Source organism: Coprobacter sp. (assembly GCF_982436375.1).
Genome location: NZ_CEWDCG010000099.1, coordinates 1 through 10,523 on the forward strand (window position 1 = coordinate 1; position 10,523 = coordinate 10,523).

At 39.5% G+C, this 10,523-nt stretch carries 11 protein-coding genes; 9 read left to right on the top strand and 2 right to left on the bottom strand.

All coding sequences use genetic code 11. From position 1 onward, the window contains the following. From AC1WHX_RS07090 to AC1WHX_RS07110, 5 genes are all read left to right on the top strand, one after another. Window positions 1-388, top strand: a 388-nt coding sequence (locus AC1WHX_RS07090) for a dipeptidase (protein ID WP_481229067.1), incomplete at its 5' end; no start/stop codon positions are given. A 119-nt stretch (window positions 389-507) separates the two neighbouring features. Further along, the gene (locus tag AC1WHX_RS07095; protein WP_417039892.1) at window positions 508-1,521 is read left to right on the top strand and encodes a M28 family peptidase; all 1,014 of its coding nucleotides are present in this window, start codon (window positions 508-510) and stop codon (window positions 1,519-1,521) included. A gap of 15 nt (window positions 1,522-1,536) precedes the next feature. Continuing rightward, window positions 1,537-1,965, top strand: a complete 429-nt coding sequence (locus tag AC1WHX_RS07100; protein WP_009318490.1) for a SufE family protein — start codon at window positions 1,537-1,539, stop codon at window positions 1,963-1,965. A 37-nt stretch (window positions 1,966-2,002) separates the two neighbouring features. Further along, window positions 2,003-3,565, top strand: coding sequence for a peptide MFS transporter (locus AC1WHX_RS07105; protein WP_122338037.1), 1,563 nt, complete (start codon window positions 2,003-2,005; stop codon window positions 3,563-3,565). 85 nt (window positions 3,566-3,650) lie between these two features. Next, window positions 3,651-4,700 carry an acyltransferase family protein gene (locus AC1WHX_RS07110; protein WP_039928181.1) on the top strand — a complete coding sequence of 350 codons (1,050 nt, stop codon included), beginning with the start codon at window positions 3,651-3,653 and terminating at the stop codon, window positions 4,698-4,700. Between the two features lie 36 nt (window positions 4,701-4,736). Here the strand turns inward: AC1WHX_RS07110 and AC1WHX_RS07115 are convergent, their stop codons facing one another. Beyond that, on the bottom strand, window positions 4,737-5,333 hold the full coding sequence (locus tag AC1WHX_RS07115) for a ribonuclease HII (protein WP_302545302.1): 597 nt from the start codon (window positions 5,331-5,333) through the stop codon (window positions 4,737-4,739). Window positions 5,334-5,340: 7 nt separating this feature from the next. Continuing rightward, window positions 5,341-6,411, bottom strand: coding sequence for an HpaII family restriction endonuclease (locus AC1WHX_RS07120; protein WP_302545303.1), 1,071 nt, complete (start codon window positions 6,409-6,411; stop codon window positions 5,341-5,343). A 471-nt stretch (window positions 6,412-6,882) separates the two neighbouring features. On the opposite strand from AC1WHX_RS07120, the gene rpsL reads away from it, so the two are divergent. The 4 genes from rpsL (at window position 6,883) to rpsJ (ending at window position 10,454) form a co-directional block, all read left to right on the top strand. Continuing rightward, complete coding sequence (rpsL, locus tag AC1WHX_RS07125) at window positions 6,883-7,284, top strand: 30S ribosomal protein S12 (protein WP_009318495.1); 402 nt, start codon at window positions 6,883-6,885, stop codon at window positions 7,282-7,284. Between the two features lie 154 nt (window positions 7,285-7,438). Next, the gene (rpsG, locus tag AC1WHX_RS07130; protein ID WP_009318496.1) at window positions 7,439-7,915 is read left to right on the top strand and encodes a 30S ribosomal protein S7; all 477 of its coding nucleotides are present in this window, start codon (window positions 7,439-7,441) and stop codon (window positions 7,913-7,915) included. Window positions 7,916-7,940: 25 nt separating this feature from the next. Then, entirely contained in the window at window positions 7,941-10,064 is a 2,124-nt protein-coding gene (gene fusA / locus AC1WHX_RS07135; RefSeq protein WP_122338040.1) for an elongation factor G, read from the top strand. Between the two features lie 84 nt (window positions 10,065-10,148). After that, on the top strand, window positions 10,149-10,454 hold the full coding sequence (gene rpsJ / locus AC1WHX_RS07140; RefSeq protein ID WP_021929244.1) for a 30S ribosomal protein S10: 306 nt from the start codon (window positions 10,149-10,151) through the stop codon (window positions 10,452-10,454). The last annotated feature ends 69 nt before the right edge of the window (window positions 10,455-10,523 follow it).

The window sequence follows — 10,523 nt, forward strand, 5'->3', positions numbered from 1 at the left end:
AGCTCCGATTATAGCATCGCATTCATCATGCCGTGCTATTTGTGACCATCGGCGAAATTTGACCGATGAGCAGATCGTTGCTTTAGCCCGCCACGGAGGTGTTGTCCAGATTTGTTTGTATTTGAATTTTCTCACTTCAAAGGAGAATACTGATGTAAAATGTATCGTAGAGCATATCAATCATGTTGTAAAACTGGTGGGTGTGGATTATGTCGGCATTGGCTCTGATTTTGACGGAGGAGGGGGAATTCCGGGATGTGATGCCGCAAATGAGTTGATAAATATTACTAAAGAATTGATTCGGCAGGGATATTCGGAGAACGATCTTGCAAAAATATGGGGAGGGAACTTTTTGCGTGTGATGGATCAGGTGCAACGGGTTTATTGATCTTACCCCTTAAAAAGTGTAAACAAACGGATCGTTTTACTGTATTCGTAGAAAAATCCTGTATCTTTACAAGGTTTTCTTGCTTATGAAAGACGGTGTCTGTTCTAAAAAGAAATAAGATGTCTATAAATATGTTTAACCGAAAACGAATGTTCGTCCCTCTTCTCTGTGTAGCGGGACTATTGTTGTTTCAATTGGTTTCTTGTAAAAATAAAACTGTTTCGTCATCTGTTCAAGAGAGTGTCCCTGTTGTCGATGTCCCTGTTTTTAATGCAGATAGTGCGTATGCATATATGCAAAAGCAAGTAGATTTCGGGTATCGGATACCTAATACTCCGGAACATTTGGCTACGGCTTCTTATCTGGCTTCGGAATTGAACCGTCATGGTGCGGAGGTACAGGTGCAGGATGCAGATGTGGTTGCTTTTGACGGGACTGTATTACATGCGAAGAACATAATAGGAATTTTTAGTCCTGAGAAAACGGATCGGATATTGCTGTTCGCACATTGGGATAGTCGTCCTTTTGCCGATAATGACCCGGATGAGGCGAATCATCGGAAGCCTGTTTTGGGGGCTAACGATGGAGCCAGTGGCGTGGGAGCTTTGCTTGAAATTGCCCGGCAGATCGGAATGAAGTCTCCTCAAGTGGGTGTAGATATTATCTTTTTCGATGCAGAAGATTACGGTCAACCCTATTTTTCGACTCATTCTGAAGTGCAGGATTCTTGGGCATTGGGTACTCAATATTGGGTGCGTCGCCCGCATCGTCCCGGTTATCGGGCACGTTTCGGAATTTTGTTGGATATGGTAGGCGGGGAAAATGCTGTTTTTGCTCGTGAAAAAGCTTCATTACAGTATGCTCCGGGGATTGTTGATAAAGTTTGGAAGAAAGCACAGTCTTTAGGTTATGGGAAATATTTTTCCGATAATGAGGGGGGATACATTATCGATGATCATGTATATGTCAATAAAATGGGCATTCCGAGTATCGATATAATACAGTATGATGCATCTTCTGATTCGGGATTTAATTCGCAGTGGCATACGGTACACGATACGATGGATCATATCGATAAGGAGACTTTAAAGGCTGTCGGACAGACTGTATTGGCAGTTATATATAATGAGTAAATTAATGAACGGGATATGAAAACTATAAATGAATTACAGGATGAAATTGTAGAAGAGTTCTCGGCTTTTGACGATTGGATGGACAAATATGCTTTGTTGATCGACTTGGGCAACTCTTTGAAACCTTTGGATGAAAAATATAAAACCGAGAATAATCTGATTGAAGGATGCCAGAGCCGCGTGTGGCTACAGGCTGATTATAAAGATGGAAAGGTCTTTTTCCAAGGGGAAAGCGATGCTGTGATTGTGAAAGGTCTGGTTTCGTTGCTTATAAATGTTCTTTCGGGTCATACACCGGATGAAATATTGAATTCGGAATTGTATTTTATCGAGAAAATCGGTCTGAAGGAGCATTTGTCTCCGACCCGTTCAAACGGACTGTTGTCGATGGTGAAGCAGATGCATCTTTATGCGTTAGCTTTTAAAGTCAAGAATGAGAAATAACTACTTAAAATAATTATTTAACTATAAATCTTACATTATGTTTAAAAAGCACCCTAAAGGATTAATTGCCGCGGCTCTTGCCAATATGGGAGAACGTTTTGGCTTTTATATTATGATGGCAATTCTGACGTTGTTTATTTCTGCAAAGTTCGGATTGTCTGAGACTACGACCGGATATATTTATTCTGCGTTTTATGCTTCGATCTATATACTTGCATTGGTGGGAGGAGTGATTGCCGATAAGACAAAGAATTTTAAGGGAACGATTCTTGCCGGTTTGATTATGATGGCTGTTGGTTACCTTATTATCGCTATTCCTACCCCGACTCCTGTTCCGAGTTTAGGGCTTTATCTGGCACTTACATGTTTCGGATTATTGGTAATTGCTTTCGGGAATGGTCTATTTAAAGGAAATTTGCAAGCATTGGTCGGTCAGATGTATGATAATCCGAAATATTCGAGTTTACGTGATTCGGGATTCCAGATTTTCTATATGTTTATCAATATCGGGGGATTTTTTGCTCCGTGGATTGCAATCGGAGTGAGAAACTGGTGGCTGAAAGTAAACCATTTTGATTATGATGCATCGTTACCCGAGCTTTGTCATCAGTATTTAGAGCAAGGAAGCAGTATGCCTGCACAGGCTATGGATAATCTGAACACTTTAGCTAATAACGTTTGCCTGGATGGTACGCAGGTAACAGATATGAATGTATTTGTGAACAGTTATCTGGATGTGTTTAACCGGGGATTTCAGTATGCTTTTATGGCAGCAATCGTGGCTATGTTGATTTCTTTGGTTATTTATGTGGTAAATAAGAACCGTTTCCCAGATCCGGCTAAAAAAGAGAACAGCAATGCTGATACAGTTTCTGCGGTGAGCAGAGAAGATATAAAAATGAGTGCCACAGAAATAAAACAACGTATTTATGCTCTGTTTGCCGTGTTCGGTGTGGTTATATTCTTTTGGTTGTCTTTTCATCAGAATGGATATTCGTTGACGTATTTTGCCCGGGATTATGTGGACCTGAGTGTAATAAATATTGATTTAGGGTTTACTCAGATTAAGGGAGCGGAAATATTTCAATGTGTAAATCCGTTTTTTGTTGTAGCTCTTACTCCATTGATCATGTGGTTTTTCGGGATGTTGAAGGCAAAAGGGAAAGAACCTTCTACTCCGATGAAGATCGCTATCGGTATGGGTATAGCAGCATTGGCGTATGTCTTTTTGATGGTATTCTCTTTAACTTTGCCGGCAAAGGATGCTTTAAGTTCAATGACTACTGCAGAAATTGACGCAATTCGGGTGACTCCATGGATTATGATCGGTTTGTATTTTATTCTTACCGTGGCGGAGTTGTTCATTTCTCCGCTAGGATTATCTTTCGTATCGAAAGTAGCACCTCCCCATTTGCAGGGATTGATGCAGGGATGTTGGCTTGCTGCGACAGCAGTAGGTAACTCCTTGTTGTTCATCGGAGGTATTTTATATACTACTGTGCCGATTTGGGCTTGTTGGTTAGTGTTTGTCGGTGCGACTGCCGCATCGATGATTGTGATGCTTTCTATGGTGAAGTGGTTGGAACGTGTAGCTAATTAACAGATATAATAATGTGATTAACGATTGAGTATTGTGGTATTTCTTAAGAGATACTCATTACTCAATCGTTTTTATTTGGGTCGGTATGAGAACTTCCGGAAAGTTATGGATAGGGAAATCGGCGGGAGAGGTAATACAAGGAGAAAACAGCTTTGATATTATCCGGTATTTTTTGTCTTTTGCCGTACTGGTCGGTCATTTTAGGGTGATTACCGGAATTCCGTATTATTTCCCGATGAGTTCTGTGGATGCGGTACATGGATTTTTTATTTTAAGCGGTTTTCTTGTTTTTTATAGTTATATGCGTAATCCCGATATCCGTCATTATACAGAGAGACGGACTCGTCGGATATTGCCTCCCTATGTTTTTATTGTGACTTTGTGTTGGATGGGGGGAGTATTGGTCTCTACTCTTCCTGTGGGAGAATATTTGTTCTCGGCTCAGTTATGGAAATATATTGTGGCAAATTATTCTTTTCTTAATTTTATTGAGCCTGCTTTGCCCGGCTGTTTTCAGGGTGAAGCCGTAAACGGTTCTCTATGGACGATGAAGGTGGAAATTCTGTTATATATAACAGTGCCGATAGTATATTATTTGATGAAAAGGTTTCGGCCTTTTCCTGTTTTTATTGTCATATTTATATTTTCTACATTATATAATGAATTATTTTATTATTTGAATGAGAAAACGGGGAATGAAATATTCGGAATTTTGAAAAGACAGGTGGGCGGGCAACTCCTTTATTTTTATTCCGGAACATTGGTTTTGCTGTGTTTTGATTATTTCCGTAGATATATTAAGTTTTTGTTCCCGGTTGCAGTATTGGTGTGCTATTTTAGATATGATGTGCCTTTATTGATATATGTTGAGCCATTAGCTTTTGCTGTGGTGCTTATCGGGTGTGCGTATTATATAAAATGGTTTGTTTTTATGCGTAAGTTCGGAAATGTAGCATACGGAATCTATTTGTTTCATTTTCCGGTTATCCAGCTCTCTGTTTGGTTGGGTATTAATGAAAAAAGTCATATTCTTTGTTTTGCTTTTTGCGTTGTGGGTACGTTGCTTCTTTCTGTTTTATCGTGGCTTTTGCTGGAAAAACCGATTCTTTCCAATAGGATGTTTTCTTCTAAATAGTTTTCTACTTTTGAGAATGGATTTATCATTAGAGATTCAGAACAGTTCGAGCTGTCGTTCGAGAAGCTGGAAGGTCATTCGGTGATAAGGTGTAGTTCCGAATTCTCGGATTGCGGTTCGATGAGCCTTAGTGGGATAACCTTTGTTTTTATCCCAGTTATATTGTGGATATTGCTCATGAAGGACATTCATATAATCGTCTCGATATGTTTTTGCTAACACGGATGCTGCTGCGATTGATAGAAAACGTCCGTCTCCTTTTATTTCACAACTATGCGGAATATTTTGGTACGGTTTGAATCGGTTGCCGTCGATTAGAAGATACTCGGGGCGTACTGATAATTGTTCGATGGCACGATGCATTGCAAGGAAAGATGCGTTCAGAATATTTATTTTGTCAATTTCTTCCGGTGATACGCAGCCTACAGCCCAAGCGATAGCTTCTTTTTCTATTAAAGGGCGGAGTTCATATCGTTGTTTTTCGGTCAGTTTCTTTGAGTCGTTTAATGTCTCGCATGTGAAATTGGATGGTAAAATGACCGCTGCTGCATATACAGCACCGGCCAGACAACCGCGGCCGGCTTCATCGCATCCGGCTTCGACAACATTTTTATTTTTGTATTGTAGTAGCATTATCTGTTTATATTATTATTTCGATATTGAGCTTGATAAACCATTGTCCATTTTCTTTCTCGACAAATCCGAATTTATGTGTTTTACTATTTCCCATAGATAGTTTTGCGTTTTGATAAAGATATCTGTCAAATTCAGTTCGTTTTGTTGAATCAAGTAGTTCGATTTCTCCGCATGTGTCGATTATGGCAAATGTCCGAGTGTGTCCGTATCCTCGATAGCGTTTTGTCGATCGTAAGCCTGTGGCTAAAGCATATAAAAGTTGTTGTACTTTGTATTCGTAAAAATTGTTTTTGTAAATTAACTCCTCTTTTATTTTATAAGGGTTAGTATTTTTTATTTCGGTTATTATTTCAGGGATTGCGGACAATCCGGTTGTGTAAAATAACCGTGTTATTTCTGCAAGTAATTTTGGGAAATGCAGGTCTATCATGCATAGATTTTCTAAAAAGAATTTGTTTTCGGCCGTTGTATATTTAAGTTTTCCTCCCAATCTGTAAATTTCTGTAAGCCGTTGCTGTACTTCTTGAGCTCCGTCAATTCTGTTGATACGATTGCTTTCAGGGTTGGAGAATTTAACATTCTGGATATCGTATTTCAGATTGTTTGCTCGGTTGGCAGGCAATATGTTCCATTTGGATTTTATACAAACAGTAATTTCTTGGCGTTGAGCGATCTCTTTTTCCGGATCGAAATAAATGACAGAAAAATCGCTTTTGTCATCTGCTGTGCTTTGAAACCATGTATAATGAAGAGTTTCGAGAATAGGATCACAGTTTGAAACGGAATAATCGCTTTCTTTTGTCTCTTGTAAGGTCGAAAGAATTTCTGTAGCAGCATTTTTACATTTTATACGAGGCATTCTTTGAGTCTCTTCACCCCGTCTGACTAAGACTTCTGTCGGTGTCAGTTGATATGTTATTTTTCCGCATTCGTCGTTTCTTATAAGTTTTGAAACCGGATAGAAAGAGTATTCGTTTTGAAAATTATCTTTGTAAAAATAAATATTTCCTTCATTGATTATATGTAGTAAAGCATACGCTTTAGCCCATTCTGTTTGGTTTCCTATAAGCTGCATAAAGATAAAATTTGGAGTGTTCATGAACAAAAATACAAGATATTTTGTTTATCTTATACTTCGTGAGAGAAAAATGAAGGTTTGCCGATCGAAAAATTGATTCGATGAGGTTTGGTTGATTTTATGTAATTTGTTGTGTTGTTATTTAGTTTGATTTAAAGTTGGAAGATGGAGGACGATTCTGTAGTGGGATTGTCCTCTTTTCTTTAAATGTACAGATTTTTTTCTCGTTATTTTTTTTGAGTTTTTGATGTGCATTAGAAAGAGTGTGAAGTTGCGAGAATTTTATTCTCTTTTTATTTGGTTTCTAATGATTTAGTGGTTATCTTTGCATCGTTTTTGATGGTAAAATAGGCCGGTGCACTTATGTAACTATTTGATAGGCAGGGTGTAATGGCTATTTTGGCGTCTTTTACGTAGAAATAAAAAATTGCGATTTATAAATTTAAAGATTAAAAAAAGTTCTAAGAAATGCCTACAATTCAGCAATTAGTAAGAAAAGGACGGGTTGTTTTGGAAGACAAAAGTAAATCTCCTGCATTGGATTCATGTCCTCAAAGACGTGGGGTTTGTGTCAGGGTTTATACTACGACTCCCAAGAAGCCTAACTCTGCAATGCGTAAAGTAGCAAGGGTGCGTTTGACAAATGGTAAAGAGGTTAACTCTTATATTCCGGGAGAAGGACACAATTTGCAAGAACACTCTATCGTATTGGTACGGGGTGGTCGTGTGAAAGACCTTCCGGGTGTGCGTTATCACATTGTTCGCGGTACTTTGGATACTGCAGGTGTTGGTGGCCGTACGCAACGCCGCTCAAAATACGGTGCTAAGAGACCGAAACCGGGTGCTCCTGCAGCAAAAGGTAAAAAGTAATTTTGTCGAGGGACAAAGAAGAGAATTTAAAATTAGTGTAAAACGCTAGTTTGAGTTTATTGGATAGGCTGATTAGGTTGAGTAAATAAAGCCGGCGGGCTTTGTTGAAGATGTGATAAGCAACCAAAAACAAGAACAACAATTTTTTGTAAAAATGAGAAAAGCAAAACCAAAGAAACGGGTCGTTCTTCCTGATCCGGTCTTCAGTGATGTTAAGGTTACGAAGTTTGTTAACCATTTAATGTATGATGGCAAGAAAAATGTTGCCTATACGATTTTCTATACTGCTTTGGAAAATGTAAAGACGAAATTGTCTGATGACGAAAAATCGGCTCTTGAAATTTGGAAAAAAGCATTGGAAAATATTACTCCTCAAGTAGAGGTGAAATCTCGCCGTGTGGGTGGTGCTACATTTCAAGTTCCTACGGAAATCCGCCCCGATCGTAAAGAATCTATTTCAATGAAAAATTTAATACAGTATGCCCGTAAAAGAGGCGGTAAGACGATGGCAGACAAGTTGGCTGCAGAAATCGTTGACGCTTATAATGAACAGGGCGGAGCTTTCAAACGGAAAGAAGATATGCACAAAATGGCCGAGGCTAACCGTGCATTTGCTCACTTTAGATTTTAATTGAAAATAAACAAGGAATACAACGATGGCAAAAGCTGATGAATTATTGAAATATACCAGAAATATTGGTATTATGGCACATATCGATGCCGGAAAGACTACGACTTCTGAACGTATTCTTTTCTATACCGGATTGACTCATAAAATCGGTGAGGTACATGACGGGGCAGCGACAATGGACTGGATGGAGCAGGAGCAGGAACGTGGTATTACGATTACCTCTGCTGCGACTACTACATGGTGGAATTATGCTGGAGATAAATTTAAGATAAACCTGATCGATACTCCGGGGCACGTGGATTTTACCGCAGAGGTAGAACGTTCGCTCCGTATATTGGATGGAGCTGTTGCTGCATTTTGTGCTGTAGGTGGTGTTGAGCCTCAGTCTGAAACAGTATGGCGTCAGGCTGATAAATATAATGTTCCGCGTATCGGTTATGTGAATAAGATGGACCGCTCAGGGGCAAACTTCTTTGAAGTAGTGCGTCAATTGAAAGACGTACTCGGTGCAAATCCTTGTCCGATTGTTATTCCTATTGGAGCGGAAGAAACATTCAAAGGACTGGTCGACCTGATCACTATGAAGGCTATTTATTGGCATGATGAGACGATGGGTGCAGATTTTACGATCGAAGAAATTCCGGCAAGTTTGCAAGAAGAAGCTGAAGAATGGCGTGAAAAAATGCTTGAAAAAGTTGCGGAATGCGATGATGCATTAATGGAAAAATTCTTTGATGATCCTGCTACGATTACGGAGGATGAAATACGTGCCGCTATTCGTAAAGGTACTTTGGCGATGCAAATCGTTCCGATGCTTTGCGGGTCTTCTTTCAAAAATAAAGGGGTTCAGACTTTGTTGAATGCCGTTTGTGCTTATCTGCCGAGTCCTGTAGATACTCCGGCTATTATTGGTCATGATCCTAATGATCCGGATAAAGAAATTGAAAGAAAACCGTCTTCGGAAGAGCCGATGTCTGCTTTGGCATTTAAAATAGCTGTCGATCCGTATGTGGGACGTCTTTGTTTCTTCCGTGTTTATTCAGGAGAAATTCCTGCCGGATCGTACGTGCTGAACACTCGTTCGGGAAAGAAAGAACGTGTATCTCGTTTGTTCCAGATGCATTCGAATAAACAAAATCCTAAGGACGTTATCGGTTGTGGTGATATCGGTGCCGGTGTTGGTTTTAAAGATATCCGTACCGGTGATACTCTATGTGCAGAAGATGCTCCGATTGTTCTTGAATCTATGGACTTCCCCGATCCGGTTATCGGTATTGCTGTTGAGCCTAAAACTCAAAAGGATATGGATAAACTTAGTCTCGGTTTGCAGAAATTGGCAGAAGAGGATCCAACCTTTACTGTTAAGTCCGATGAGGAAACAGGCCAGACGGTTATTAGCGGTATGGGTGAGCTTCATCTTGATATTATTATCGACCGTCTGAAACGTGAGTTTAAAGTCGAATGTAATCAAGGTCGTCCTCAGGTGTCTTATAAAGAGGCTATTACTCAACCGGTTGAACTTCGTGAAGTTTATAAAAAACAAACGGGTGGACGTGGTAAGTTTGCTGATATTATTGTTCGTGTAGAACCTGCAGATTCTGATTTTGAAGGCGGATTGCAGTTTGTCGATGAAGTCAAAGGAGGTAATATCCCCAAAGAATTCATCCCTTCTATCCAAAAAGGTTTTACTACGGCAATGAGAAACGGTGTATTGGCCGGATATCCGCTGGATCAGTTGAAGGTTACTGTAATTGACGGATCTTTCCATCCTGTCGATTCTGACCAGTTATCATTCGAGGTTTGTGCTATTCAAGCGTTTAAAAAAGCGTGTGAAAAAGCAAAACCCGTGTTGCTCGAGCCGATTATGAAGATCGAAGTTGTGACTCCGGAAGAAAGCATGGGTGATGTGATCTCTGACTTGAACAAGCGTCGTGGTCAGGTAGAGGGAATGGAATCAAGCCGTTCAGGTGCTCGTATCGTGAAAGCGAAAGCTCCTTTGGCAGAAATGTTCGGATATGTGACTTCTTTACGTACGATTACCTCAGGACGTGCAACATCTACTATGACGTTCTCTCATTATGCAGAGGTCAGCACAGCAATTGCAAAACAAGTATTGACTGAAGCTCAAGGACGCGTAGATTTATTATAAGATAATAAAAAAGTAGCAGGTTAGCGAATGACTCTTAACCTGCTGCTTAATATGTTTTTAATTTTTCAAATCAATAAAACACGAATGAGTCAAAAAATTAGAATTAAATTGAAATCTTATGATCATAACTTGGTTGATAAATCGGCTGAGAAGATCGTAAAGACTGTGAAAGCAAGCGGGGCTGTTGTAAGCGGACCTATACCTTTGCCTACACACAAACGTATTTTCACTGTAAACCGTTCGACTTTTGTCAATAAAAAGTCGAGAGAGCAATTTGAATTGTCTTCTTACAAAAGGCTGATCGATATTTACAGTTCTACTGCAAAGACTGTAGATGCATTGATGAAATTGGAATTGCCGAGCGGTGTAGAAGTAGAAATTAAAGTGTAATTTTTTAATTAAAGAGAAATGCCAGGATTATTAGGAAAAAAAATCGGAATGACATCCGTTTTCAGTGCC

What these genes read in the sequence shown, in the direction of transcription:
- AC1WHX_RS07095 (WP_417039892.1), top strand. Translation starts at nt 508, where the DNA reads ATGTCTATAAATATGTTTAACCGAAAACGAATGTTCGTCCCTCTTCTC.
- AC1WHX_RS07100 (WP_009318490.1), top strand. Translation starts at nt 1,537, where the DNA reads ATGAAAACTATAAATGAATTACAGGATGAAATTGTAGAAGAGTTCTCG.
- AC1WHX_RS07105 (WP_122338037.1), top strand. Translation starts at nt 2,003, where the DNA reads ATGTTTAAAAAGCACCCTAAAGGATTAATTGCCGCGGCTCTTGCCAAT.
- AC1WHX_RS07110 (WP_039928181.1), top strand. Translation starts at nt 3,651, where the DNA reads ATGAGAACTTCCGGAAAGTTATGGATAGGGAAATCGGCGGGAGAGGTA.
- AC1WHX_RS07115 (WP_302545302.1), bottom strand. Translation starts at nt 5,333, where the DNA reads ATGCTACTACAATACAAAAATAAAAATGTTGTCGAAGCCGGATGCGAT.
- AC1WHX_RS07120 (WP_302545303.1), bottom strand. Translation starts at nt 6,411, where the DNA reads ATGCAGCTTATAGGAAACCAAACAGAATGGGCTAAAGCGTATGCTTTA.
- rpsL (WP_009318495.1), top strand. Translation starts at nt 6,883, where the DNA reads ATGCCTACAATTCAGCAATTAGTAAGAAAAGGACGGGTTGTTTTGGAA.
- rpsG (WP_009318496.1), top strand. Translation starts at nt 7,439, where the DNA reads ATGAGAAAAGCAAAACCAAAGAAACGGGTCGTTCTTCCTGATCCGGTC.
- fusA (WP_122338040.1), top strand. Translation starts at nt 7,941, where the DNA reads ATGGCAAAAGCTGATGAATTATTGAAATATACCAGAAATATTGGTATT.
- rpsJ (WP_021929244.1), top strand. Translation starts at nt 10,149, where the DNA reads ATGAGTCAAAAAATTAGAATTAAATTGAAATCTTATGATCATAACTTG.